Source organism: Mesorhizobium sp. M0410, from assembly GCF_040321435.1.
GTDB lineage: Bacteria > Pseudomonadota > Alphaproteobacteria > Rhizobiales > Rhizobiaceae > Mesorhizobium.
This window is the reverse complement of record NZ_JAMYRN010000006.1, coordinates 97182-122094: the sequence shown is the minus strand read 5'-3', so window position 1 is coordinate 122094 and position 24913 is coordinate 97182. Positions and strand designations below refer to the sequence as shown.

General features: G+C 62.0%; 26 protein-coding genes, 1 tRNA gene and 3 pseudogenes. 17 read left to right on the top strand and 13 right to left on the bottom strand.

The window, feature by feature from the left end:
* The first annotated feature begins 91 nt into the window (after positions 1-91).
* A complete protein-coding gene (locus tag NKI63_RS10495) occupies positions 92-1114 on the top strand; it encodes an acyltransferase family protein (RefSeq protein WP_352505809.1) in 1023 nt (340 codons plus the stop codon).
* Between the two features lie 20 nt (positions 1115-1134).
* Here the strand turns inward: NKI63_RS10495 and NKI63_RS10490 are convergent, their stop codons facing one another.
* Both NKI63_RS10490 and NKI63_RS10485 read right to left on the bottom strand, forming a co-directional pair.
* The gene (locus tag NKI63_RS10490) at positions 1135-1632 is read right to left on the bottom strand and encodes a GNAT family N-acetyltransferase (protein ID WP_352821357.1); all 498 of its coding nucleotides are present in this window, start codon (positions 1630-1632) and stop codon (positions 1135-1137) included.
* Between the two features lie 20 nt (positions 1633-1652).
* Positions 1653-2417: a copper homeostasis protein CutC gene (locus tag NKI63_RS10485; RefSeq protein WP_352505811.1), complete on the bottom strand. Its 765-nt coding sequence runs from the start codon at positions 2415-2417 to the stop codon at positions 1653-1655.
* 220 nt (positions 2418-2637) lie between these two features.
* Between NKI63_RS10485 and NKI63_RS10480 the strand changes: the two genes are divergently transcribed.
* Together NKI63_RS10480 and NKI63_RS10475 are read left to right on the top strand one after the other, a co-directional pair.
* The gene (locus NKI63_RS10480) at positions 2638-3081 is read left to right on the top strand and encodes an SRPBCC family protein (protein ID WP_254818252.1); all 444 of its coding nucleotides are present in this window, start codon (positions 2638-2640) and stop codon (positions 3079-3081) included.
* A gap of 72 nt (positions 3082-3153) precedes the next feature.
* Positions 3154-3545, top strand: a pseudogene (locus NKI63_RS10475) (carboxymuconolactone decarboxylase family protein).
* Positions 3546-3572: 27 nt separating this feature from the next.
* On the opposite strand, the gene NKI63_RS10470 reads toward NKI63_RS10475, so the two are convergent.
* Positions 3573-4475, bottom strand: coding sequence for a LysR family transcriptional regulator (locus NKI63_RS10470; RefSeq protein WP_352505812.1), 903 nt, complete (start codon positions 4473-4475; stop codon positions 3573-3575).
* A gap of 128 nt (positions 4476-4603) precedes the next feature.
* Here NKI63_RS10470 and NKI63_RS10465 point away from each other — a divergent pair, with 128 nt between their 5' ends.
* The 3 genes from NKI63_RS10465 to NKI63_RS10455 are packed head-to-tail and all read left to right on the top strand — an operon-like array spanning position 4604 to position 6699.
* Complete coding sequence (locus tag NKI63_RS10465) at positions 4604-5107, top strand: nuclear transport factor 2 family protein (RefSeq protein ID WP_352505813.1); 504 nt, start codon at positions 4604-4606, stop codon at positions 5105-5107.
* Positions 5108-5164: 57 nt separating this feature from the next.
* Positions 5165-6148, top strand: coding sequence for an alpha/beta hydrolase (locus NKI63_RS10460; RefSeq protein ID WP_352505814.1), 984 nt, complete (start codon positions 5165-5167; stop codon positions 6146-6148).
* Positions 6145-6699 (top strand): nuclear transport factor 2 family protein, encoded by a 555-nt coding sequence (locus NKI63_RS10455; RefSeq protein ID WP_352821353.1) that lies wholly within the window; start codon positions 6145-6147, stop codon positions 6697-6699. The genes NKI63_RS10460 and NKI63_RS10455 overlap by 4 nt, the downstream gene beginning before the upstream one ends.
* Before the next feature lie 237 nt (positions 6700-6936).
* Here the strand turns inward: NKI63_RS10455 and NKI63_RS10450 are convergent, their stop codons facing one another.
* Positions 6937-7635: a type 1 glutamine amidotransferase domain-containing protein gene (locus NKI63_RS10450; protein ID WP_254818257.1), complete on the bottom strand. Its 699-nt coding sequence runs from the start codon at positions 7633-7635 to the stop codon at positions 6937-6939.
* A gap of 168 nt (positions 7636-7803) precedes the next feature.
* On the opposite strand from NKI63_RS10450, the pseudogene NKI63_RS10445 reads away from it, so the two are divergent.
* The 3 genes and pseudogenes from NKI63_RS10445 to NKI63_RS10435 all read left to right on the top strand — a co-directional run bounded on the left by NKI63_RS10445 (position 7804) and on the right by NKI63_RS10435 (position 9785).
* Positions 7804-8711, top strand: a pseudogene (locus tag NKI63_RS10445) (LysR family transcriptional regulator).
* Positions 8712-8849: 138 nt separating this feature from the next.
* Complete coding sequence (locus NKI63_RS10440; protein WP_352505816.1) at positions 8850-9191, top strand: nuclear transport factor 2 family protein; 342 nt, start codon at positions 8850-8852, stop codon at positions 9189-9191.
* Positions 9192-9338: 147 nt separating this feature from the next.
* Entirely contained in the window at positions 9339-9785 is a 447-nt protein-coding gene (locus NKI63_RS10435) for a nuclear transport factor 2 family protein (protein WP_352821350.1), read from the top strand.
* Between the two features lie 56 nt (positions 9786-9841).
* Here NKI63_RS10435 and NKI63_RS10430 read toward each other — a convergent pair whose 3' ends face one another.
* Together NKI63_RS10430 and NKI63_RS10425 are read right to left on the bottom strand one after the other, a co-directional pair.
* Positions 9842-10273 (bottom strand): cupin domain-containing protein, encoded by a 432-nt coding sequence (locus NKI63_RS10430; protein ID WP_352821347.1) that lies wholly within the window; start codon positions 10271-10273, stop codon positions 9842-9844.
* A 70-nt stretch (positions 10274-10343) separates the two neighbouring features.
* A complete protein-coding gene (locus NKI63_RS10425) occupies positions 10344-11174 on the bottom strand; it encodes a helix-turn-helix transcriptional regulator (RefSeq protein WP_352737165.1) in 831 nt (276 codons plus the stop codon).
* 88 nt (positions 11175-11262) lie between these two features.
* Between NKI63_RS10425 and NKI63_RS10420 the strand changes: the two genes are divergently transcribed.
* The gene (locus tag NKI63_RS10420) at positions 11263-12462 is read left to right on the top strand and encodes an amidohydrolase (protein ID WP_352505820.1); all 1200 of its coding nucleotides are present in this window, start codon (positions 11263-11265) and stop codon (positions 12460-12462) included.
* Here NKI63_RS10420 and NKI63_RS10415 read toward each other — a convergent pair.
* The 4 genes from NKI63_RS10415 to NKI63_RS10400 form a co-directional block, all read right to left on the bottom strand.
* Positions 12440-14662 (bottom strand): xanthine dehydrogenase family protein molybdopterin-binding subunit, encoded by a 2223-nt coding sequence (locus tag NKI63_RS10415; RefSeq protein WP_352704567.1) that lies wholly within the window; start codon positions 14660-14662, stop codon positions 12440-12442. The genes NKI63_RS10420 and NKI63_RS10415 overlap by 23 nt on opposite strands.
* Complete coding sequence (locus tag NKI63_RS10410) at positions 14659-15648, bottom strand: FAD binding domain-containing protein (RefSeq protein WP_352821342.1); 990 nt, start codon at positions 15646-15648, stop codon at positions 14659-14661. The genes NKI63_RS10415 and NKI63_RS10410 overlap by 4 nt, the downstream gene beginning before the upstream one ends.
* Positions 15645-16130 (bottom strand): (2Fe-2S)-binding protein, encoded by a 486-nt coding sequence (locus tag NKI63_RS10405; RefSeq protein WP_254818266.1) that lies wholly within the window; start codon positions 16128-16130, stop codon positions 15645-15647. Before NKI63_RS10405 ends, NKI63_RS10410 begins: the two co-directional genes overlap by 4 nt.
* A 275-nt stretch (positions 16131-16405) precedes the next feature.
* Positions 16406-17293: a LysR family transcriptional regulator gene (locus NKI63_RS10400; protein WP_352821339.1), complete on the bottom strand. Its 888-nt coding sequence runs from the start codon at positions 17291-17293 to the stop codon at positions 16406-16408.
* Positions 17294-17397: 104 nt separating this feature from the next.
* Between NKI63_RS10400 and NKI63_RS10395 the strand changes: the two genes are divergently transcribed.
* The 6 genes and pseudogenes from NKI63_RS10395 to NKI63_RS10370 all read left to right on the top strand — a co-directional run bounded on the left by NKI63_RS10395 (position 17398) and on the right by NKI63_RS10370 (position 21941).
* Positions 17398-18261 carry an SDR family oxidoreductase gene (locus NKI63_RS10395; RefSeq protein ID WP_352505824.1) on the top strand — a complete coding sequence of 288 codons (864 nt, stop codon included), beginning with the start codon at positions 17398-17400 and terminating at the stop codon, positions 18259-18261.
* A gap of 32 nt (positions 18262-18293) precedes the next feature.
* Positions 18294-18575: pseudogene (locus NKI63_RS10390) on the top strand (AtaL-like protein); the annotation flags it as partial.
* A 341-nt stretch (positions 18576-18916) separates the two neighbouring features.
* Positions 18917-19426, top strand: a complete 510-nt coding sequence (locus NKI63_RS10385) for a hypothetical protein (RefSeq protein ID WP_352505825.1) — start codon at positions 18917-18919, stop codon at positions 19424-19426.
* Positions 19427-19618: 192 nt separating this feature from the next.
* Positions 19619-19819, top strand: a complete 201-nt coding sequence (locus tag NKI63_RS10380; RefSeq protein WP_352505826.1) for a DUF982 domain-containing protein — start codon at positions 19619-19621, stop codon at positions 19817-19819.
* 125 nt (positions 19820-19944) lie between these two features.
* Positions 19945-20817 carry a hypothetical protein gene (locus NKI63_RS10375; RefSeq protein WP_352821334.1) on the top strand — a complete coding sequence of 291 codons (873 nt, stop codon included), beginning with the start codon at positions 19945-19947 and terminating at the stop codon, positions 20815-20817.
* A 290-nt stretch (positions 20818-21107) separates the two neighbouring features.
* Entirely contained in the window at positions 21108-21941 is an 834-nt protein-coding gene (locus NKI63_RS10370; protein ID WP_352505829.1) for a trypsin-like peptidase domain-containing protein, read from the top strand.
* 605 nt (positions 21942-22546) lie between these two features.
* Here the strand turns inward: NKI63_RS10370 and NKI63_RS10365 are convergent.
* Positions 22547-23923, bottom strand: coding sequence for a tyrosine-type recombinase/integrase (locus NKI63_RS10365; RefSeq protein ID WP_352505830.1), 1377 nt, complete (start codon positions 23921-23923; stop codon positions 22547-22549).
* Between the two features lie 93 nt (positions 23924-24016).
* Positions 24017-24091, bottom strand: a tRNA-Asn gene (locus NKI63_RS10360).
* Positions 24092-24311: 220 nt separating this feature from the next.
* On the opposite strand from NKI63_RS10360, the gene NKI63_RS10355 reads away from it, so the two are divergent.
* Entirely contained in the window at positions 24312-24572 is a 261-nt protein-coding gene (locus NKI63_RS10355; protein WP_254818304.1) for a hypothetical protein, read from the top strand.
* A 55-nt stretch (positions 24573-24627) separates the two neighbouring features.
* Here NKI63_RS10355 and NKI63_RS10350 read toward each other — a convergent pair whose 3' ends face one another.
* Positions 24628-24828 (bottom strand): hypothetical protein, encoded by a 201-nt coding sequence (locus tag NKI63_RS10350; RefSeq protein WP_352505831.1) that lies wholly within the window; start codon positions 24826-24828, stop codon positions 24628-24630.
* Between the last annotated feature and the right edge of the window lie 85 nt (positions 24829-24913).

Here is a 24913-nt window from a genome sequence, read left to right as displayed (position 1 = left end):
TGTCGTTATCTCGCACTTGCACAAAGTTGTAGTGCACTGCAATATAGCTGAGAATGCGGCCTTGAGCCCGCCTTTTGCAGAGGGGACCGGCATGACGGACATCTCCGCGACGCGTCTTGTCGTGGCCAGGCCTGTCGCCGACACATCGTCAAGGGCGAGGCTTGCCTATCTCGACGGCTGGCGCGGCCTGTCGATCGCGCTGGTGCTGATCGGCCATTTCTTCCCCGTCCCCGGCATCAATCTCGGCGTCCTGGGCGTCGAATTCTTCTTCGTGCTCAGCGGCCGGCTGATGGCCGAGATCCTGTTCGTCGAATACTATCCGCTGAAGAAATTCTTCAAGCGCCGGTTCTCCCGCATCTATCCGGCACTGCTGGTTTTCGTCGTCGTCGCGATGATCGCCTTGTCCGGCACGTTCATCGCCTTCAAGTGGAAGGCGGCGCTGACGGCGCTGACGTTCACCTACAATTACGCCGGAGTTCTCGTTACCCGCGCCGGCGCGCTCGACCATATCTGGTCGCTCTGCGTCGAAGAGCATGCGTATATCATTCTGGCTCTGATCAGCGTCGTCGTCCGGGGACGGTCCCGCGTCATCATGCTGCTCGGCGCTTTGTCGCTGCTGGCCATGGCGAACGGCGCCATCTCCTACTGGGTGCTCGCAATAGGCTACGAGGGCACCTATTGGCGCACTGACGTGCACATCGCCTCGATCCTGCTGTCGACGGTGTTATGCCTGCTCAAGGCCGACGACAGGCTGCCGGCGCTGCTCAAGGGGCCGCATGTTGCCCTGGCGGCCACAGTCGTGGCTGTGCTCCTTTTCATGGCTGCCGTGCCAACCCCCATTCACTATCTGGTCGCGGTGCCGCTGCTGGCGCTCGCCGTCAATTTGCTCGACTTCAGCAGCCGCTACCTGACCAGGTTTCTGTCGTCCCTGCCAATGACGATGCTGGGGCTGTGGTCGTATTCGCTCTATCTGTGGCAGCAGCCCTTTTATCAATTCGTCGACATACAAGGCAGTTCGCCGTGGCTGATGCTGGCGGCGGCGTTCGCTTGCGCGCTGTGCAGCTACTACATCATCGAAAGGCCGGCCCGCTCCTGGCTGAACCGCAATTGGTAGGGCGAACGGCGCCCGCCGTTTTAGCCGGCGATCCGCCTTGCATAATACCGCACGGCTTTCCTGCCACCGTGGATTACCGCGTCGCCCACTTCCGCAAAGCCGAGTCCGGCATGGAAGGCGTCCGAAGCCGGATTGGGCGGCTCGGCATTGACTTCGCAGGTGACGATCGCCTGGCTGGCGCGTGACGCCTGCTCGAACAGATCCTCATACAGCCGGCGGGCATGGCCGCGCCCGCGCGCTGCAGCGGCGACCACGACGCGATCGACATAGACGAACCGCGGGTAACGATCGCGAAACCACAGGAAGTTCGGGCTATCGTAGCTGGCGTCCTGGTCGAAGGTCATGATGAAGGCTTCGAGCGAACCGATACGGCGCGCGTAAAACGCTTCGCCGAGCAGGAAGGAAAGGCGCTCGGGTTCGAGCCACGACAATTCGGCGGCGTGCTCGTTGTTGAGCGCGAGGACGGCCGGCTCATCACGCGGCGAAACCCGCTCGATCGGCAAACGCGTTTCGATCATGTTTTTTCTGTCTTCCGGGATCATGTCCGGACGGCGGCGATGGTCGCCGCCACCATCGCCTCGTCGGTCCCGGTGTTGCGGTATTCGCGGTCGAGATCGGTGCCGCCCATGCCGACCCTTGGGTTGCGGTAACGCATAGCACTCGGCACCTCCTTGAGCGCGGCGAAATGCATTTCGCTCAACCCGGTTTTCCTCCGCACCTTGCCGATGTTCTCTGGGTCAAGCCCGCCGCAGCCGAGGATGATGATGCGGTCGCCGGCCTGCCTGACAAGATCGGCGAGCAGGTCAGCGCCCTCGAGCGCCGTGTCGCGCTGGCCGCTGGTCAGCACGCGGCCGACCTTGCAGCGGATCAGTGTCTCCAGCGCCTCTGTCGGGTCGCGCGTCATGTCGAAGGCGCGGTGGCAGGTGACGTTCAATCGCCCCGCCGCCTGCACCAGTTCGCTCATGCGCTGTTCATCGATCGTGCCGTCGGCATTAAGGCAGCCGATAACGACACCGGCGACGTCGGTGTCGGCAAGCGCGTGGACATCGGCGAGCATCGAACGATATTCGGCTTCGCTATAGAGAAAATCACCGCCGCGCGGCCGCACGATGACGTGGAACGGGATCGTCGCCAGCTCGAGCGCCGTGCGCACCGTGCCGAAGCTCGGTGTGATGCCGCCTTCGATCAGGCTGGCACAGAGCTCGACACGGTCGGCGCCAGCGGCTTGCGCGGCCAGCAGGCCGTCTATGCCTTCGACGCAGATCTCGATCAGCGGCAGGCGAGGGCGTTCGGTCTCGGGCATGGGGGATCCATTCATGATTTCAGCTGGCCAGCGGTAGCATCGGGCCTAGTGCGATGAAAGCCGGAACTGTTGGCTCAATGTGCTTGCGCCTGCCATTCCGCCGCTTGACACATTCATAACTTCAGAGTTATGCGTAAACGATAGCTGCTGGGTTATTGGTTCTCGTGGAGAGCGCGTTGGTGAACAGACCAGCCAAACCCCAAACAACGGGTCCGAAGTTATGACTGGAGCAACTACAGTCGAAACCAAATCCATTGTCGTCGAGCGTCTCATACCGCACGCGGCTGAAAAGATATGGCGCGCACTGACCGTGCCGCATCTGGTTGCCGAATGGCTGATGAAGAACGACTTTGCGCCTGTGCAAGGCCATCGCTTCACCTTTCGCGCGACGCCTGTACCGGGCTGGTCCGGCGTGACGAACTGCGAGGTGCTGAAGATCGAGCCGCCGCGCCTACTCGCCTACAGCTGGGGCGACGGCACCGAATCCGACAGCGGTCTGAAGACCGTCGTGACATGGTCATTGACGCCCGAAGGTACGGCGACCCGGGTGCGCATGGAGCATTCCGGGTTCCGGGCCGAGGACGAGCGCGGGTACGTCGGAATGGGAAGCGGCTGGCCGCGCATTCTCGAGCGGCTTGAGCAGGTGACTGCCTCGCAAAGCTGAAGATCCCTGCGCTCGCCGCAACGCGGCGGCCGGCGAACTGACAGAGCCAAGGATGTCGAGACCCCGGATGTGATGCTCATTCCCCGGGCCCGGCAGGCGCTGCTCGCGCTGGACAAGTCGACGGAAACGGCCGATCTGTCCTATGTGACGCGCAAGCTCGTCCATTTGCGCGCCAGCCAGATCAACGGATGCAGCGTCTGTATCGATATGCATGCGCCAGAATTGAAGAAGGCCGGTGAAAAGGACGAGCGCGTCTTCACCGTGTCCGCCTGGCGGGAAACACCTTACTTCACCGACGCCGAGCGCGCCGCACTGGCGCTGACCGAGGCGGCAACCCGGTTGGCTGACCGGCCGGATCCGGTGCCGAAAAGGCCCTTGCCGCCCTGGTCATCCAGATTGCCCTGATCAACGCATTCAACCGGCTCAACGCAACTACCAGGCAGATGATCGGCGCCTGGGGCTGAACGGGGCCGGGTTCTCGAAAGGTCACATCAGATACGCAGCTTGTGAGCGTTCGCGCGCACGAAGTCGATGAAGGCCCGCAGCTTCGGCGGTACGAGGCGGCGGCTGGGATAATAGAGGTGGAGCGGCTCGTAAGCGGGACAGAAAGGCTCCAGCACCTTGACCAGCGCGCCTGAGGCAAGAAGCGGCGCGGCGAGGCCCTCGACCGCGAAGGCGAGGCCAAGCCCTTGCGCGGCGGCGGTAATGCACAGCGGAAGCGTGTTCGCGACCAGATATGCGTCCGGCGTGAATGCGACTTCGCGTCCCTCCACGATGAACTCCCATGGCGAAATCGCGCGGGTGAGGGCGAATGCGATGCAGCGATGGGCGGCGAGGTCGGCCGGCCGCTTCGGCGTACCATTGCGCGCCAGATAGTCCGGGCTGCCCACCACGACCATCTGCAAGGGCCCGCCCAGACGCGCGCCGATCATGTCTTTGTCGAGAAGCTCGCCGATGCGCAGACCGGCGTCGAAGCCCTCGGCGGCGATGTCTACGAAGCTGTCGTCGAAAATCAGACTAAGCCGCACTTCGGGATAAGCATCCATGAACGGCCGCATCAGTGGCTCGATCAGCAGCGGGGCGGCGATCCAGGGCAGGCTGAGGCGCAGCGTGCCGGCGGGACGGTCGCGAGCTTCGCGCAGTGCCGCACCAGCCGCCTGGATATCTTCGGCTGCCGGGCGCACGTGGTCGAGGTATTGAGCGCCAGCTTCGGTCAAGCCAACGCTGCGAGTCGTCCGATTGAGCAGCCGCACCCCCAGACGCTCCTCGAGCCCCTTGACCGCCTCGCTCAACGAGGCCGGAGCGACGCCGAGCTCGGCGGCGGCGCGGGTGAAGCTTTTGGCCTCCGAAACTTTTACGAAAGCGACGATGCCGCTGAACTGGTCGAGGCGCATTGTAAGGATTTTCCAAATAGCCCTGTCGAATTCTACTGGTTTTTCCGGTGAACAAAAGGCGTCATGTTGAATCCGACGAACGGGCCTCGGTGTTGGGAACGGCTCGAACAGGGAAGGAAACAGGACCGATGACCAGGCTTGCTTCGCTCGCCGCCGCCGCTCTTCTGGCGGTGTCTGCCGCCCCGGCGAATGGCGGCCCGCTGGAAGACAGCAACATCCAACTCGTCAAGGACTACTACGCCGCTTATGCGACCGGGAATCCCGAGGCCGTCCGGCCCTTCCTCGCACCCGACATCGTGTGGCGCATTCCCGGCCATCATCCGCTTGCCGGCGACAAGCGCGGGCCGGACGAGGTGGTCGCCTTCTTCCGCGGCTTGGCCGACGGCAAATTCAAGGCCGAGCCGATCTTCTTCCAGGCGCAAGGCGACCTTGTCGTCGATGTCCATCGCGGCTGGTCGAATGTCGGCTCGGGTCCCGAGATCGACCAGCTCTACGCCCTGATGTTCCGCATCAAGGACGGCAAGATCACCGAGGCACAGAATTTTTTGACCGACATGTACCAGTCGGACGCCTTCTACTGGGCGCATTACCTGCTGAAGCCATTGCCCGGCCGACTTGCTGGCGAGCGCTGAGACGGCGGTCTTTTTCGCAACGCCGCGGTTCTCACTCCAAGCTAAAGGAGACTTGCAATGTTTAAAGCCCTGACATTTGCTGCAGCAACCGCCGTAGCGCTCGCCGCGTCCAATGCCGCCGCCGCACCGCGCGTCGAGCGCGTCACATTCTCCTCGCACGGTGAGCAGATCGTCGGCGAACTCTATCTGCCGGAGGATCTGGACGCGGCAAAACCTCGGCCCGCGCTGGTCGTGACCGGCGCCTGGATGACGGTGAAGGAACAGATGCCGGCCCGCTACGCCCGCGAGATGGCGGATCGCGGGTTCGTCGCCCTGACCTTCGATTTTCGCGGTTGGGGCGAAAGCGGCGGCATACGCCGCCAGTACGAGGATCCTAAGGCCAAGATCGCCGACATAGAAGCGGCGGTCGCCTATCTCGCGACCCGGCCCGAGACCGATCAGGACCGCATCGGCGGCCTCGGCATTTGCGCCAGCTCCGGCTACATGGTCACTGCCGCCGCCGAAGATACCGCGATCAAGTCGGTCGCTCTCGTCGCGCCCTGGTTGCAGGATGCCGAAGTGGTCGAGCAGACCTATGGCGGCAAGGAAGGCGTCGCCAGGCTTGAGGCCGCGAGCGATGCGGCAGAGGCCGCGTATCGCCGCACCGGCAGACAGGCGTTGCTGCCGGCCGCCAGCTTGAGCGACGATCGCGCGATCATGTTCAAGGTGCCTTATTACACCGAACCCGATCGCGGCATGATCCCGGCCTGGCGTAACGAGGCCGATCCGGCCTTCTGGCGCGGCTGGCTGAGGTTCGACGCCATCCAGGCTGCCCCGCGCCTGCACCAGCCCTTTCTGATGGTGCATAGCGAGGCGGCTGCCATTCCGCAGGGTGCGCACAAGTTCTACGCGCGGCTGACCAGTTCCAGGCAGGAGCTGTGGCTCGACAACGTCACCCAATTCGATTTCTACGATCGCGCCGCGCCGGTGAAGGCGGCGAGCGACGCCGTCGCCGCGCACTTCCGCGCGACACTGGGCAGTGCGGGGGAGGCGGGACAATGAGCGTCGTCACCCGCCGGCATATCCTGGCCGCGGCGGTTTCCGCCGCGATGATTTCCGCCGTCTCGGCGTCCGTTTCGAGCGCCTCGGGAGCTGCGCTGATGGTTGAAGACAGGATGGCCATCGCCGAGGCAGTGGCGGGGATCGGGCTGTATGCCGATCTGCGTGATTGGAACCGGGTCAAATCCTATTTCGCGGCCCGCGTCACGACCGACTATACCAGCCTCTTCGGCGGCGCAGCCGCGACCAGCGGCCGAGACGCGCTGATCGCGCAGTGGCAAGGACTGCTTCCAGGCTTCGACGCCACCCAGCACCTCATCACCAACATCATTGTCGAAGGCGCAGGCAATGACGCGGTTGCGCGCAGCCATGTCCGCGCAACCCACTGGATCGGCGGGCGTTTCTGGAGGGTCGGCGGCCGCTATCTCCACCGGCTGGTGCGGGGGCCGGAAGGCTGGCGCGTCAAGGCAATCTCCATCCGCCGCTTGTACGAAGAGGGGGATCGCGCCGTTCTGGCCGCTGCGGCCGACCGGGTAAAGGCGGAGGCCAAATGAGTGTTCGGGTTTGCGCATGCCCAGCCACGCGGCGAGGTTGCTCGGAGCATCGGCAACGTGAATATTGATCGAAAATGTCGGGGCAGGCTTGGCGCATGCGGCATTAGTGGCGCCACCGCGGACACGAGACATGACCCTTTCACTGCAAGACGTTTCGGATCGGCTTGAGACTGTAGCGGGTTCTGAAGTTGATCCGCCGACGCGAGCCGTCGGCAGATCACGGTTGTTCCAGACCGCTCAGGCGGTCTTGCTCTTCCTCTGGCTCAAAGCGCCTAGCAGCGCCTCAGCTGCCTCGCTCGATGATGCTGGGTTCTGACCCGTGATAAGCTGGCCATCGACGACTGTGTGGACGCCCCAGTCCTTGACCTTGGAGAAAACCGCGCCGAGGCTGATCAGCTCGTCCTCGACCAAGAACGGCACGACATTCGTGAGACCTACGGTCTCCTCCTCGCTATTGGTGAAGCCGGTGACGTAGCGTCCCTGCACAAACGGCGTGCCGTCGGGACTGGTCACGCGATGCAGAACGCCCGGTGCGTGGCAAACGAGGGCGATCGGCTTGCCGGCCGCGATGAAGGATCCGATCAGCTTGATCGAATTCGGATCTTCGGCCAAATCCCACAACGGGCCGTGGCCGCCGGGGTAGAAGACCGTGTCGAAGTCCTTCTGGTCGACACTGTCCAGGCGCACGGTTTCTGCGAGCTGCGCCTTGGCAACATCGTCAGCACTGAAGCGCCGTGTAAGGTCGGTCTGGAACATAGGCTCGTCGCTTTTCGGATCGAGAGGCGGCTGGCCGCCCTTCGGCGAGGCGAGGGTGATCTCGGCGCCAGCGTCCTTGAAGACGTAGTAGGGGGCTGCCAGTTCCTCGAGCCAGAAGCCGGTCTTCTTGCCGGTGTTACCGAGAGTGTCGTGGGAGGTGAGTACCATCAGGACTTTCATTGTCGGATCCTTTTCTCAGGTGATGCCGCGCCAATGAGGCGTCGTAGTTGGTTGATTTGGAGCTCGATCGGCCGCGTCGGCCTGTCGATGCACGGATAATGGCACCTGCCCATGTATTTCAGAAATTTATTTCATTTATTTTATATATTCATGTCAGATTATATCTCGATGAGATACGATCTGAACCTGCTCCCGGTTTTCCTCGCCCTGATGGAAGAGCGGAGCGTGACACGGGCAGCAGCGCGACTGGGCATCACCCAGCCGGCGCTGTCCAATTCGTTGAACCGCCTGCGCGACACCCTCCGGGATCCGCTATTCATCCGGGAAAGGTATGGCATAAAGCCGACGCAATTGGCTGAGGAGATCGCTCCGACGATCGAAGCAGCGCTGGCGCAACTGGACGATCTCATTTGAACCAGCAGGAATTTCAGCCAGCAAAGGCCGAACGGCTGTTCACGCTTGCCCCCAACAGTTACGTGGAGCTTGTGTTGATGCCGGCCCTCGTCGCGAGGACGCGTGAGCTGGCGCCTGGTATCAAGCTCCGCATGACAGCATTTGGCAACGATCTCGCCGAAACCGGCGTCATTTCCGGTACCACGGCCATGGTGATTGGCCGGATCGTCGATCCGCCGGGCAATCTTGTCGTCCAGCATCTTATGGACGATGGGCTCGCCTGCGCGGTGCGCAAGGATCATCCCGACGTTCGAGACCATATTTCCCGAGAACAGTATGAAAGGCTCAAGCACGTGAACGTGCTCCCGCCGGGCCGGCTGCGGGCGGGCCTCTTCCAGGCATTGGAGCAACAAAACCTCAAGCGAGAGATTGCCCTTTCTGTCACGCACTTCCTGGCCGTGCCAGAGATGCTTGCCGTCACGGATTACTGCGCAACGCTGCCGAGACTGATCTGCCGCAGCCTTGAGAGGGATCCGCGCCTGAAGATACTACCGCCGCCCGTCGACCTCGGCACTTTTCCAGTGCAGATGGCTTGGCACATTCGCTACCGCCACGACCCAGCCCACAGGTGGTTGCGTTCGATGATCGGCGAATTGGCAAAAGAAATGGCGTCGGAGACCTAAGACGGCTTTCTTGTATCCGCGTTGATGTCCGCAAAGGCCAAACCGGGCCATTCATCGTGCCGTATGCCGAGCACCAGATCCGGACTTGCCCGAGCTATCAGCAAGCGGCAGCTAGGGTCGCACCATGCCGCCAACTAAGTGCTGTCCGTCACGACCGACTATACCAGCCTCTTCGGCGGCGAAGCCGCGACCAGCGGCCGCGACGCGCTGATCGCCCAGTGGCAAGGACTGCTGCCGCGTTTCGACGCCACCCAGCACCTCATCACCAACATCATTGTCGAAGGCGCGGGCAATGACGCGGTTGCACGCAGCCATGTCCGCGCAGCCCACTGGATCACGGGCGGTTCTGGACGGTCGGTGGCAGCTATCTCCACTGGCTGGTGCGGACGCCGGAAGGCTGGCGCGTCAAGGCAATCTCCATCCGCCGCTTGTACGAAGAGGGGGATCGCGCCGTTCTGGCCGCTGCGGCCGACCGGGTAAAGGCGGAGGCCAAATGAGTGTTCGGGTTTGCGCATGCCCAGTCGCGCGGCGAGGTTGCTCGGAGCATCGGCAACGTGAATATTGATCGAAATGTCGGGGCAGGCTTGGCGCATGCGGCATTAGTGCCGCCAACCGCGGAGACGGGACATGACCCTTTCATTGCAAGAGGTTTCGGATCGGCTCGAGATCGAACAGCTGCTTGTTCGCTATTGCTACGCTGTGGACGATCGCGACTGGGACGCCTATCGCAAAATATTCACACTCGATGCCGTGCTTGACGACACTGTAACAGGTGGAATCAGGAGCGGTGTGGATGAGCATGTTGCTTACGTGAAAGGCGCCCTTTCGAAGATATTGATCTCGCAACACGCCATTTCGACAATCCTTCTGGACCTCCGAGGGGATGAGGCCAGCGCGCGCGTGCATTGTTCATGCCCGATGGTGGTCGACCTCGGCGAAGGCAAAAGGCAGGTCTTCTTCCAGGGGCTTTGGTATCGAGACCGCGTCGTACGCACGTCCGAGGGCTGGCGCATAAGTGAACTTGTCGAGGAAGGCTATTGGAATCACAATTTGCCGGAGGGGTTCGCGTTCTGACGTCTGTTGCGCGCTGTGCTGGATCCGCCCCCGGACGCCATTTTCAGACGTGGCAGCTACTGGCGCAACACGGTGTTCTTGGTGCCTTCTTCGACCTGGTCGATGACCAGCAGCTTGACCGGATCGGCGCCGACATTGGTCGCCTGATGCCATTGCCCGATCATCTCGATGATGAAATCACCTGTTTGATAGGTGTTGCTCTTGCCGGTCTCGACGTTGGTGACCTGAAGCGTGCCAGCCTCGACATAGGCATAGCGCGGAAACGGATGCTTGTGGACCGGCAAGGTCGCGCCCGGCGCGATCTGATAGGCCGAGACCAGGACCTGGGCGTTCTTCTGGGGCAGCGTGATCGGCTGGCCGGACGCGGTCTCGGTGCGAGAGGCAAGCGGGGTTACGACAACCGGCGTCCCGCTGGCATCCAGCGCCTGGGCGCTGTTTGCAAACAGTGCAGCCGTGAGCAGCAGCGTCGGTGCCAAGATTTTTCGCATGATTCCCCCCGAACTGCGTCAGCATTGCGCAGCAAGCTTTGAGGCGCAAGGTTGTCTGTTCAGGAGCGCCTTATCCCGCTCTTCTGAACATGCCCGGCGTCATACCATGCATGGCCCGGAATGTACGGGAAAAATGGCTCTGGTCGGCGAAACCCGCCGTAATAGCGGCGTCGGCGAGGCCAAATCCCTGTTCGATCAGCGCGCTCGCCCGGCGCAATCGCCGGTCGCGGATATAGGCCGCCGGCGTCAGGCCAATTGCCTTGTTGAAATCGCGGATGACCTGGAACCGGGTCACGCCAGCCGCGCCGGCAAGCCGCTTGAGGTCGAGCTGCGAGCCAAGCTCGCTTTCGACAAGATCGCGGTACAGCGAAAATCTTCGCTGCGATCCGCAGCTTTCGATCTCTTCGGCCGGTCCGCTCGAGTCGCCATGCCGAACGATCAGTTGTCTAAGCGCCACGAGCAGGGACGTCTCTGCCGTCATTGTGTCCGGGGATGTCGAGCCCTGGTGCGCTGCCGTCAATGCTGCGGCGAGACTGCTGTCTTCGATCGTCGCGCGCGAAAACGCCGGAGCGCCGTCGCGGCCGAGTTCGCGGGTAAGCGCGGTCATCATCGGCACCGAAGGATAAAATGTCCGGTAGGCCCAGCCTTCATCCGCCCCGCGTTCGCCGTCATGCCACTCTTCAGGATTGACGACGGCAATGGCGCCCGCCGGAGCGAGAACGCTTTGACGGCCGATGCGAATGCGCTCGCAGCCGGCGGTGATCAGGGCGATCACATAGGTCGGGTGCGTGTGCAGGTCGTAGCGGTGCTGGGTGAAGCGCGCCTTGAACAGGCCCAGGTCGGGGAAGCACGGATGGCGCCAGTATTTCCCGGTCTCTGCCGCTTCGATTGTCTTTGCCATGGTCAATCCGGTTCAAGACGCTTTTCGTCGGGCCTTCTATGGCTGGCAGGATCAAAGCGCGCCGCCTTGCCGGCGTGAAGGAGGCATCATGCTGCATAATGACCCCATCGCCGCCCTGACACCAGAGGTCGTAGGCTGGCGGCACCATATCCATGCCAATCCGGAGCTCGGATTCAATGAATACGAAACGGCGCGTTTCGTTGCAGAGAAGCTGCGCTCCTTCGGCGTCGACGAGGTGCATGAAGGGATCGGCGGCACCGGCGTCGTCGGTGTCCTGCGCAGCGGTGGCGGCGCACGCGCCATCGGCCTTCGCGCCGAGCTCGACGCGCTTCCGGTGCTGGAGAAAACCGGCTTGGCCTATGCCTCAAGGAAAGAAGGAGTAATGCACGCCTGCGGCCATGACGGCCACACCGCCATGCTGCTCGGCGCCGCCAAACTGCTCAGTCAATCGCGCACCTTCGACGGCACCGTCACTTTCATCTTTCAGCCGGCCGAGGAAAACGAGTGCGGCAGCATGCGCATGATCGAGGACGGCTTGTTCAAGCGCTTTCCGGTCGAGGCGGTCTATGCGGTCCACAACTGGCCGGGCGTCAGGCTGGGAACGGTCGCCGCCCGCGCTGGTGCGCAAATGGCGGCCGTGGATAATTTCGAACTGATCTTCGAGGGTCTTGGCGCGCATGCCGCGATGCCGCAGCTCGGCGACGACCCGATCCTGGCCGCCGGCGCCTTTGTGCAAGCCGTCCAGCGCATCGTCAGCCGCTCGGTCGACCCGCAAAGCGCGCTTGTCGTCAGCCTCACGCAGATCCATGGCGGCAATGTCGGCAACATCGTGCCGGGCAAGGTCTGGCTGCAAGGCACCTGCCGCTTCTTCGAGCCCGGCCTTTCCGATCACTGCGAGATGCTGATCGGGGAGATCGCACAAGGCATTGCCGCCGCGTATTCGCTCAACGCCAGGCTCGACTACAGGAAGGGCCATCCGCCGCTGATCAACACGGCGGACGCGACGACCCGCGCCGTCGAGGCGGCGGCCTCCGTCGTCGGCCGGGAGAATGTCTTGACCGAGTTCAGCCCCAGTCTCGGCTGCGAGGATTTCGCTTTCATGATCCGCGACGCCGGCGGCTGTTATGCGTGGATCGGTGCCGGCGAGGTCGGCCCGGGCGAAGGCCTGCATGGCGACCGCTACGTCTTCAACGACGAGATCGTGCCGACGGTGATGCGCTATTACCTCAACCTCGTCGAGCAGACGCTTGCGCGGGCCGGTCCTTCTACAGCAGTTTTTCCGGCGTGATCGGCAACTCCCGGATCCGCTTGCCTGTGGCGTCGAAGACGGCATTGGCCACCGCAGCGGCAACGCCGGTGGCGCCGAGCTCGCCGATGCCCTTGCCGCCGATCGGGCTGGCATGCTCATCCACCTCGTCGACGAAGTGGATTATGATGTCGCCGGGAATGTCGGCATTGACCGGAATGGCGACCCCGGAAAGGTTCTTCGACAGGAACCGCCCAAGCACTGGTTCGTGCCTGCTCTGCTCCATCGCCGCCATGCCCCAGCCCCAGATGATGCCGCCCGTCATCTGGCTGCGGGCGGTGCGGGGATTGACGATGCGGCCGGCGCTGTAGCTGCCGACGGCGCGACGAAGCCTGAGCAGGCCGAGCCCCGGATCGACGCCGACCTCCATGAAAATCGCGCCGAAAGTGCGCATGGCGAGGCCTTTGCCATGCTGCGCCGGATCGAACGAGCCGGAGCCGATGATCTCGCCGATGTCGGTATGCCTCATAACGTCGGCGATCGTCTGACCGCCGGCAGCGCCTTTGCGCCGAATCTTGCCGTCCTGCATCTCCACCTCGTCCGGCAGCAGATTGGCAAGACGGGCAAGCTGCGAACGCGCATCTTCGGCGGCGGCAAGCACCGCCGCGCCCACCCCCATGGTCGATGACGAGCCATAGGTCGGTCCCGCCTCCGGCAGCTCTGTATCGCCCATTTCCAACTCGATCTTCTCCATCGGCAGGCCCAGCACATCGGCCGCGATCTGCGGAAAGATGGTGAGTGTTCCGGTCCCTATGTCCTGGGTGCCGGTGCGGATGAGCACTCTGCCGTCCCTGTGCAGCCTGACCTCGGCTGCAGGCGTCGGGTGGCGGAAACAGCCCATGGTACAGGTCGCCATGCCGTAGCCGATCAGCCAATCGCCATCGCGTTGCGGCTTGCGCGGGCGCTCGCGCCAGCCGAACAGGCGGGCGCCTTCCTCATAAGCCTCGCGCAGCTTCTTCGATGACCAGGGCTGGCCGGTGGCCGGATCCGTGTCCGCATGGTTGATCAGACGCAGGTCGAGCGGATCGATGCCGAGGCGGTGGGCGAGCTCGTCCATCGCGCTTTCGAGGGCCCAGGTACCCGGACCCTCGACCGGCGCGCGCAGCGCCGTCGGCATGGCGACGTTCGCGCGCTCGACACGCTGGCTGAGACGCATGGCCGGCGTGGCGTAGAGACCCTTCGAGGCTTCGGTGGCGAACTCGACGAAATCGTCGCTCACGGTGGTCAGGTTGACCACGTCCTGTTGCACGGCGGTCAGCTTGCCCGACCTGTCCGCAGCCAGCACGATCTTCTGTGCCATGCGCGGCTGGTAGCCGAGGCAGGAATAGGCATTGGCGCGGCTCAGCGCCAGCCTGACCGGGCGCTGCATGATGCGCGCCGCGGCGGCGGCCAGCACCTGATGCGGCCAGATCCAACCCTTGCCGCCGAAGCCGCCGCCGGTATGGCGGGAAATCACGCGGACCTTCCCGGCGGGGACATTCAAACGGGCGGCAAGCACCTGGCGGACACCATAGACGTGCTGCGTGGCGTCGTGCAGCGTCAGCTCTCCGTCGTTCCACTCAGCGAGCGTCGCCGAGGGCTCCATGGCGTTGTGGTGGCGCGACGGCTGCAGGTAGACGGCTTCGACCATGGCGGCTGCGTCGCTAAGCCCGCGGTCGACGTCGCCCTTGGTAAATGTCGGCTCCAGGAACAGGAAGCCGCTCTCCCTCGGCACGACCGCAGCCTTGTCGATGGCGGTCCACTTCGGCGGTGCCGGCAATTCCGGCTCGGCGAACTCGAAGCGCAATGCGACGTGGCGGGCACCGGCCTCCGCCGCCTCCAGCGTCTCGCCCAGCACAATGGCAAGCGGCTGACCCTCGTGACGTATCTCGTCGCCCTGCATGGGCATGAAGCTCTGCGCTGCCGGTGGGCCTTCGGCCTGCTGCATCTGCGTATCGGGCTCGGCCCTCGGCGATGCGAACCGGCCGAATTTGGGCATGTCCTCATGCGTGAGCACACGCACGACGCCCTTCTCGGCGAGCGCGTCGTCGACCATGATCGACGTCATGCGGCCGGCCGGAACGGGCGCGGTCACGAGTACCGCATAGAGCAGGTCGGGGGCGAAATAGTCGGCCGCATAGCGGGCGCGGCCGGTGACCTTGACGCCGCCGTCAGGGCGGGCAACAGGCTGGCTGATCATCATGACGACATCCTCGCTGCTCTTTCGATCGCCCGCAAAGCGGCGGTCTTGGCCAGTTCGATCTTGTAGGCGTTCTGCGACAAGGGACGCGCTTGGGCGAAGGATTGCTCGATAGCGGTGTTCAACGCCTCGCGATCGCCGATTTCGGCACCGGCGAGCTGCTCCTCGGCGGCGCTCAGCCGCCACGGCCGCAGCGCCACGGACCCCAGCGCCAGGGCGGCCCGACGGATAGTTTGGCCGTCCATCTCCAGCACAGCGGCGGCAGAGACGATGGCGTATTCGTAGGATTCGCGCTCGCGCACCTTGAGGTAAGCCGATCGCGGCGCCGGCGCCGGCAGCTCGATTGCCGTGATCAGTTCGCCTTGCTGCAACACATTGTCTGCCTCGGGCCGCGTGTCGGGAAGCAGGTGGAATTCCGCTGCCGGAATGCGCCGGCCGCCGCTGCCGTGCGCGGTGACGATGACCGCATCAAGTGCTGCCAGCGCCACGGCCGGGTCGGATGGCTGGGTGGCGACGCAATCCTCGGTCCAGCCGAATATCGCGTGATTGTCGTTGATGCCATGCAATGCCGAGCAGCCGGAGCCGAGCTGACGCTTGTTGCATGGCAACTGCTCTTCGGCACGGAAATAGGCACAGCGCGTCTTCTGCAGAAGATTGCCGCCTATCGTTGCCAGGTTTCTCAGCTGCGGCGATGCGGCGTTGAGGATCGCCTGGCTCAACACCGGATAGTCGCGCACGACCAACGCATGCTGCGCGACATCGTTGAGATGCGTCAGCGCGCCGATCGTCAAGCCGCCGCCGGGCAGTGTTTCGGCCTGATCCAGCCCGTCGAGGCGGGAGATGTCGATGATCCGGGTCGGCTCGGCAATGCCAAGGCGCAGCCAGTTGAGCAATTCGGTGCCGCCGGCGAGAAAGGCGCTGTCCGGCGCGGCACCGGCTGCGATCGTGTCACCCAGGCTGTCGGCGCGTGCATAGACGAATGGGGTCATTGGCTCGCCCTCCCGGCCGCTGCGCGCACCGCCTCGACGATTTGCGGATAGGCCGAGCAGCGGCACAGATTCCCGCTCATCCATTCGCGGATCTCGGCATCGGAGCCGGTATGTCCCTCCTCGATCAGCGCCGCCGCCGACATCACCTGGCCGGGCGTGCAGAATCCGCACTGAAAACCATCATGATCGATGAACGCCTGCTGCACGGGATGAAGCGCATCGCCGTCTGCCAGCCCTTCGATCGTCGTAACCTCGCGTCCCTCGCAGGACACGGCAAGTATCATGCAGGCATTCACACGCCGTCCGTCGAGATGCACGGTGCAGGCGCCGCACTCGCCGAAATTGCATCCCTTTTTCGTTCCGGTCAGATGAAGCCGCTCGCGCAGCAGGTCGAGCAGCGTGACGCGGGGATCGAGATCGGAAAGGCTGTGATCCTCTCCGTTCACCCGCAACCTCAATAGGTGCCGATCGTGGAAGTTCATGTGGGGTACCTCGAAGCACATGCCGTACTCGCCGCAAGGACTCGTCCAGCAAGCAGCCACCCACCTGTCGAGGCGAAATAGGGCGGTCGATTCCGGGGAAAAGGCGCTGCCGGTCAGGGAAGGCTAAAAAACGCGCATTCGAGATTTGCGGCGGAAAGGCCCTGAATGCCGCCGCAAAAAGTGCACTGTCGCCGTAATTTCGTAATTCGGATGTGAAGTAACGCTGAAAGATTTATGGAGTAACGTATCAGCTTGGTTAGCCAGTTTCCTGGGAGTCATTTGCCGATATAGGCGGCCAGCTCGTCAGGTGTCCCCATGGGAAAGGCGCGTTTCAGATGGTCGAGGAATGCGGAGACGCGCGCGCTCAGCAGCCGCCGAGAGGGATAGAGTGTCCACAGGGCAATGTCGGGTCCCTCGACATCCCCCCAAAGTACCAGCGTTCCGTCCGCCAGATCATGGCTCACTAGCGACACTGGAAGGCGTCCCGCGCCGACGCCCGCTCGCACGGCATCCCGGACCATGATGAGCGACGACAACGCAAGGACGGGCTCGATCGCGATTGTTAACCGGCCAGTGGGCGTCTTCACGTCCCAAGCCCCGCGATCTGTCGAACGCATGACGGCCGGGGTCGCCAGCCCTTCGGCCGGCTGGGCGAGGTCAGGACTTGCCACGACCACCAGCCGATCACGCAGAAAGGCTCGCCCAACGAGGCTCTCATCCGGATCCGGATTGACCCGGATCACCAGGTCAAATCCCTCTTCGATCATGTCGACGACGCGGTCTTCGGTCGTGACCTCGAGCCTGACCCCCGGGTATTTCAGGGCGAAGCCGGCGGCGATCTTCCCCATGGCGGTCTGTGCGAACAGCAATGGGGCGCTGATCCGCAACCGGCCGCGCGGCCTTTCGCCGCCTGAGGCGATCGCCGCCGTCGTCTCTTCGAGCTCGGAAAGCAACCGGCCCGCGCGCTCGAAAAGCGCGCGTCCTTCTTCCGTCAGCTTTAACGCGCGCGCGCCACGCTCAAACAGCCGTAGATCCAGACTCGCCTCCAGCTCCGCCACGCGTCGGGACAAGGTGGCTTTCGGGCGCCCGGCAGCGCGGGCGGCCTTACCGAAGCCCCCGTGGCGGGCGACCAGATTGAAATCAGCAAGGGCAAGTAGATCCATGTGTTCCACCTGTGGGACGGCGTGTTCAGATATAATGCCTACCGACACAAACGTGGATCACTAATTTTGTGGGACGCCATCCGGCTCAACTCAGGAGTAATCCCATGACCATTCTCGTTACCGGCGCGACCGGCAATGTCGGCCGCAACGTAGTCGAACAGCTCGTGAAGCGTGGCGCCGATGTGCGCGCTTTGGTTCGCGATCCCTCGAAGGCCAATTTCCCCACTGGCGTAGATGTCGTGCAGGGCGACCTGCTCGATGTCGATTCCCTGCGCAAGGCGTTCTCCGGCGTCTCCACCCTTTTCCTGCTGAACGCGGTGGTGGCCGACGAATACACCCAGGCGCTGGTAGCGCTGGCCGTTGCTCGCGAGGCCGGCCTCGAGCGGATCGTCTACCTGTCGGTGATCCACAGCGATCTCTACGTCAACGTGCCGCATTTCGCGGGCAAGTTCGGCGTCGAGCGGATGATCGAGCAGATGGAGCTCAACGCCACCATCCTGCGGCCCGCCTACTTCATGGACAACGACATCACGATCAAGGACGTGGTGATCGGCTACGGCATCTATCCGATGCCGATCGGAGCCAAGGGCATCGCCATGATCGACGCGCGGGACATCGGCGAGATCGCCGCGATCGAACTCATCCGCCGCGAGCAGGCCGCGGCGCCGCTGCCGTTCGACCGCATCAACCTGGTCGGCCCCGACACGCTGACTGGCACGGACGTCGCAGCCATCTGGACGGACGTCCTCGGTCGACATATCGCGTATCCCGGCGACGACACCGCCGGCTTCGAGCAGAACCTGCGGCAGTTCATGCCGAGCTGGATGGCGCTCGACATGCGCCTGATGGCCGAGCGCTTCCTCACGGACGGCATGGTCCCCGATGCCGGCGATGTCGATCGGCTGACCGCGCTGCTGGGCCGACCGTTGCGCTCCTATCGCGACTATGCGGCCGCAATTGCCGGCTGAGGCCCATCACCGACGTTCTGTCCAGGAGACATATCACGATTTACTCGACCGCTACCGTTCCGGTGAATCCCCGAGGCGAGACCAAGCTGACCCGTGCGCAGATATGGCAGGGCCTGGAACTCAAGGCGCGCGACGCCCGCCTGTTCCTGCCCGCAGGCCTCTGCACCCGTTGCGACGTCGTGGAGGAGAGCGCGACCCACTTCGTGCGCGAAGCTATGATCGCCGGTACTGATCTGCGCGAAATCATCATGATCGAGCCGGAAAGCAAGGTCACCTTCTTCCAGGCGGCCGGTCCGCGCGAAGGCGCGGAAATCGCCTTCATAGCTAGTGGTCGGGTCATTCACATCAGAAAGTTGCGCCAACGGCAATTGCAACCAGCTGGTGAGCGAGCTGCTTCATAAGCACGGACGAAACGCAAAGCCAGTCCGTCAAAACGCGGGTGTAGATGACGTACTGTTTCACGGCTTTGTCCAGCTCAAGCGTTGTGCCTGACAAGGTGGTGGCCGAAGCATTGTCTAACGTCAACGTTCGTTGTGACTGTCAAGGAGGCGCGGCCAAATCTTCCATGAGGCCGGTCTCCATCGAAGGCCAAATGGGATGGCTAGGAGGCGCGCAGTCCCTCTGGTAGTCTCAACGAAGGGCGTGGGGGATTATCATGGCAAAGACGGCCAAAAACTTCTTTGATGGACTGACTGAGGAGCAGCGTGAGAAATTTGCGTTGAGTTTTGCCGAGCATCTCAAGGCAGGATCGGCAGGGAAGGTTCTTGTGCTGTGTGGCATGTTGGACAAAAAGTTGCTCGACTTGCTGGCAGCGAACATGAGCGGGCTGAACAAAACCAACAAGGACGCATTGTTCAAAGGAACGGGTGGACTTGCGACTTTCAGTTCGCGCATTCATCTTGCGCACGCGCTTGGACTGGTCGAGCCGAGTGCGGCGGCGCAGCTACACAGGCTCAGAAAGATTAGAAACTGTTTTGCGCACAGCGACGTTGTGATCGATTTCGATCACGCTGATGTCGACAAGCTGATGAAGTCCCTAGACAGAAAAGGCGTTCCTTCGAAGGCCAAATCTATGGGCACGATTAATGCGATAGGAAAGATGCTGCTTGGAGCCATCGAAGGTGCGATGCCCGCCAAACCAGCGGCGAAGAGCAAGGCCCAATGACCCAACTCGCCAGCAATTCCGAAACAGCACGTGGCGCCCGGGGGGCACGGGGGGCTTCGCGCGAGCCAGTTATCCAATCCCCCGCTCGGAAATTTCTGCCAAACATTCCCGACCTCTATTAGCTTCCCCTCATGGCTCTTCACTGGTTCAACTCTCCGGTGTACGTCAAGGCGGATCGACCTGGGCTCCGCTATGGGGTTCAGCCACGACGAGGGCGCCGCCGAGCAGCTCCAGTGGACCAAGCTTGGCCCCAAATGGAAACAGGCGGTCGAGACCTGCATGGCCGCCATGGCAGGAGACATGCCCTCTCAGGATGCCCGTAGAGCATTCGAGGCGGCGGCCAGGAGAAGGGGACGTTGCTATCCCCGCTCTAGCCTCGGGGATGCCCCGTAGGTTCAGTTCATGGAGCCAGAATCGGGGATTTGATGTAGATTGTCCTCAATAGAATTTCGCGGGGGACTATGGCGCAATCAAGCGGGTATTTCGGATGCACCGACAAAGACGGAAAGGGCCAAGGGATGTGGCATTTCGATGGAACAGTCGCGACACGGATCGGTATTCCTGAGCCGCTCAATCACGAGTCAGCGCACGTCGTGGTTCCGTCAGGGCGCGACGTCTTCGATGCTGTCGGGACAAAATTGGCGCAACTCATTCCAGAGTCAGCACCCTTCGCCTTTGAGCATACACACCTCAAACCGGGGCAGTACTATCCCCGCATGTCTAGAGTGGTTGATCAGCATGTTGGTAGCCCAAATGCGGTCTACCATTGCCCGGGTTCGAATACCGTAGAGTCCCAGCTTGCGGTCATGCGCGGGCAGCTAGTCTCGCTCACGCACAAGCTAACTGACATTTGCCAAACTGTTCACCCTTCGCCGTCAAACTTCAAAGTGTACGGGCACGAGATAAGAAACCTCCTCATTCTTGCGTGCACTGAAGTGGAAATGCATTGGCGTGGTGTGCTTGAGGCGAATGGGCAGTCAGGTAAATTCACCACGCAGAACTACGTCGCGCTTCAAAATGCGATGCGCCTGGGTGAGTTTGGAATCTTGCTCCCATACTATCCGTGGATGAAGGAGGTGAGACCATTTGAGGGTTGGGACAGCGCCCGTCCAACGGAATCGCTCCCTTGGTATCGGGCGTACAACGCAGTGAAACATGATCGCGAGGGAAGTTTTGAAGAAGGGACGCTATCCCACGCTGTCGATGCTGTCGTTGCCTGCGCCGTCATGCTGATCGCCCAATTTGGACAAATGGAAGCATTTCGTTGGCGTTCAGAGTTTGGCTACTTCTTCCAAGTGGCGTCTAAGCCGAATTGGAAGATCTCGGAATCGTACATCCACCCTTATGATGGTCATTCGGCAGGACTGACGCCGGTGCTGTATCCGTTCTAAGAATAGGAATGGCCGAAATCGGATTTACAACCGAGGCTACGCAAGGGGTAGCAAAATAGGGGGGCGAGAAAGTGGTGATTACACCACCTATTTCAATACTGAAATCATTGTGGTCACGCCGATCAGATGGACGGTGGGGCGTCACTGATCTTAGAGGTCTCGAATTGACGCCTAAGCCGGGTTTCGATTCTGACTATTTCACATTTGAGGGCAACATTGAACTTCTGACCTCCACCCCGAGCCGAAACATACATGAAGCTCTGGCTTCTTTTGGACCCGCAGACTTTCTCATGAAGCAGAGTATCGTTCCTGTCGTTGCCTGGAGGGAGGGCGACGATTTTATTCGGTGTATCGGGACCGGTTCCGTTATTAGTTGCTCTGGCTACGTCATGACCGCAGCCCACATTCTTATGGACCCCTTCGACAGCGGCTACGGTGCGACGCGACAGGGGAACCAAATGGTCTTCGCAGAGGCGCTAAATTTCGGCGTCATCGTCCCCTATAGCCCTGCCTACGGGACGCGTGGATTTAGGTACTTTTCCTTTCAGAAATACTGGCTATGGGGCCGCTGGAAGGAAAGTCCCCTCGTCTATGAGAAGGATAGGTTTGAGTACTCGACGGACATTGCGATCTGCAAAATCGCAGAGATGCCCCACGGCGCTGCGCATCAACCTCTGAGTTTGTCGTTGAACCCATTCATACCGGGCGAAGCAGCGTACTCGCTGGGCTATGCGGAGATGAACGACATTCCCTTAGACTACGGTAAGGGCGGAATGGTCATCAAAGAGTTCGAAATGGACCTTTTCGTCTCTGTAGGTGAAGTGATGCGAGTATTTCCCGAGAACCATTTGCAGAAAGACGTATCCACCCCGGGACCCTGCTTCGATTTCAACGCAAAAATTCCCGGCAAAATGAGCGGAGCGCCTATTTTTGGCGCCCAAGGAGCGGTCATTCGTGGTGCCGTCAGTCGGAGCTTTTCAGGCGAGCGGCATGCGTTTGGCGCGATGCTAGGGCCCGCGATGCATTTACCCCTCGATGAACCTCAAATCACCGGCCGGACACTCCGGACCCTCATGGAGACAGGAAACGAGGGCATGGCTCAAGTGCAGGGGGCGGGTCTGTAGCCTATGGTTCAGATGCCGCGTCTGTTGCGGCCTTGTTCCTACAGCAACGGCACTTCGGCCCCGGCATGGACGGTCCGTGCGGAAAGGTGATCTGCGTGACGGCTTCTAGCGATTCGGCATCGCCCGGGCCCGTGCGCTGCCCGCAGTCCCCGCGGCGGGTTGATAATTGTGGGTTTAGGTCTTTGCCTTTGTGTCTGGCTATCCGTCGATAGGAAGCCCCCAGACCCCGGACTTTCACGGGATTAGTCGCCTTGCTCGGGGTTGTCCCGATGCTGGAGCCGCCCGGTTCCTCCCCGGTCTGGCCTTTGGTTCCGCTGTACGGGGCACAAAGGTCCCCTGCGCCGGGGAGTGTCCCCGGTCCCGTCATGACAACGATGTCGTTTGGTGATGCATAGATGCCAGCGAGATCAGCCTATCGCAAGCAGAAAATACCAGCAAAAACAGCTATTTGGTAGACGCACTGGATCTAACATCCCTTGCGCGCATCAGTGATTTCAGGGACTTGCAGCAATCCATGCCACAGATGTGGGAAAAATCCTGTGACATGTGACACGAAAAAAGTTGCGGGTAGGGCCGATTTGTTGCCACGACGCAACACGTCTGGGTCAGGCAAGTGCCTTCTCAAGCGCCCGTCTGGCGACCTCAAGCCGCGCCTCGTCACCCCCGTAGTCCTCCCCAACGCTGCCCGAGGAGTGACCCAGCACAATGTCTTGGTCCGAGTTGGTGACCCCGGCCAATCTCAATCGGTCCTTCATGAGATGCCGAAGCGAATGGGTTGTGGCCTTCGGATCGGTCACACAAGCCCGAACGTGCTTGCCCAAGGCGGCAGACGCTGAGGACGCGCCTTTGGGACGCCCGTAGGTCGGAAAGAGCATCGTTGCGCTGCCGGCAGCTTTGACGGCTTCCTTTGCAGCGTCCAGCGCGCCACCTATCAGCGGCACATTTCGCCGAGAAACCTTGTTCTTAATGCGTCGGTCGTCGTGCCACTCGACCGTGATGTGCGGAATGGCGTGGTCAAGATGGACGTCCGCAACACGAAGACCTGAGACCTCGGCGAGGCGGCATCCGGTACCATTTAGGATTGCCCAGATGTGTTGAAGGTCTGCCTTCGCATGGTACGCGATGCGGGCGGTTATGGCTGTGACCTCGGCCTGCGTGAAGGGGCGGCGCTTGTCCTTATCGGGCTCGGCCTTGTCCTTCGGCGCAGCTTCCAAATTCATGAATGGGTTGATGACGCCGGCCAGGTCAAACTCCCTGACAGCATGGTTTATCACCGCGCGGACGACGTTCAGATAGCGGTCCACAGAAGACGCCTTGCGACCGTCGAGCATGTGGTCACGGACTTCCTTGGCGTCTTCGCGCTTGAGGCTGGACAGTTTGCGGTCCTTGCCAAGTGCTTCGCCGACCAGCTTGAAGACCCGATCAAGCTCCATTTGCTTCGTTTCGTCGTCCCCGACACGCTCCTTGAGATAAAGGCGCTTGGCGTCTTCGAGAGTTGGATCGGGCCGCTGTTGGCGCTGGCTGAGCAGAAGCGCATGGAGGAGGGCGCGGTCTTCCACTGCAATGCCGACAGGATTGCCATCAGGGTCCACGGGGTACTTCCCTGCAATCTGCTCAGCGATCACCTCACGTGCGAGCGCCTCCGGATCATCCTCATCCTCGGGGCCGCTCCACTCGGGATCTAGATTAAGCGCCCTGAGCTGCGAACGGCTCCGCCTGAATTGCTCAAACGCGGTCGGGGAGGGCACGTTGTCATGGCCACCGCCTTGCGAGACTCGGTGCGGCTGTGACCAAAGGCGCAACTGCTGCTCTGCCCGGGCATGCACCTTGGGGTACGCCTTTAGAGCTTGGTGTTCGGTAGCCCCGAGCGGAACGAGGATTTCCAACTTGCCCGCAGCGGCCTGAAGTTTCTTTGGGATTTTGCGCCGATAGCGCCAGCCGGCAAGGCCACGTTTCTGGATGTGCTTCACGTCGATCTTCATAGCTCAAGGTACCCCGCAGTGTATCTCGCGGTGTATCTCTGGGGAAGCGGAAACCCTTGCAATCCTTGGGTTTCAAGACTTTTCTGGATTAAGTGGCTCCCCGGGCCGGATTCGAACCAGCGACCAACCGGTTAACAGCCGGTTGCTCTACCACTGAGCTACCGGGGAACAGAGGCTCTTGCGTGAGTGGGGCAGCCTATAGCAAACCCGTTTCGGCTTTGCAAAGAAGCATTTCGCATTTTTTCGACGCTTTTTGGCGCGAGGCTTCCTGGCAGTGGCCGGCAAGCGCTCTCATATGAGCTGTCTCTCGCCTGTCACGGAACGGAAAAGGCCGTTGCGGCTTTCTCCGGGTGATGGTGCTACTGAAGCAAACGGATCGATATTTCACATGACGGCAATGAGCGACGACCAGCCACCGGCCCGGAAAATCTCGGTCTTCGGCCGCCAGTTCACCATGCCGCGCTCGCGCGGCCTCCGGATTGCGATCGGCGTCGTGCTGATCATCGGCGGCATTCTCGGCTTCCTGCCGATCCTGGGTTTCTGGATGGTGCCGATCGGATTGCTGGTGCTCTCCTACGAATTCGCGTTGGTGCGCCGTCACCGGCGCCGCTTCGTCGTCTGGTGGGAGCGACGCCGCCGGCCGGATTGAGGTTGCCCTGCTGACAGGCGGGAAACAGGGCAATTGTTTGAGAGCGGCGTGGTCATCACCGAGGCTGGTCGAAACAGCTTTCCAGGCGTTCGCAGAGCTCCTTGAGAACGGCGGTAGCCGATGCCAGCCGCGCCCGGTCGCGCGGCGGCAGGCTGTTTGCGCCTTCTATGCTGAGGCGATCGATGGCATAGCGCACAAGCTCTGCAGACTGCGACAATCCGCGCGGTGTGCCGTCTTTCGTAGCTGCTCGACCCATGGCGGAACCCTCCTTTCTGCCCAACGTGGCCGCCGGTTTCGGGTTCCTGTCGCCGAGGATCATCCTTAACGATAAGCTAATATGT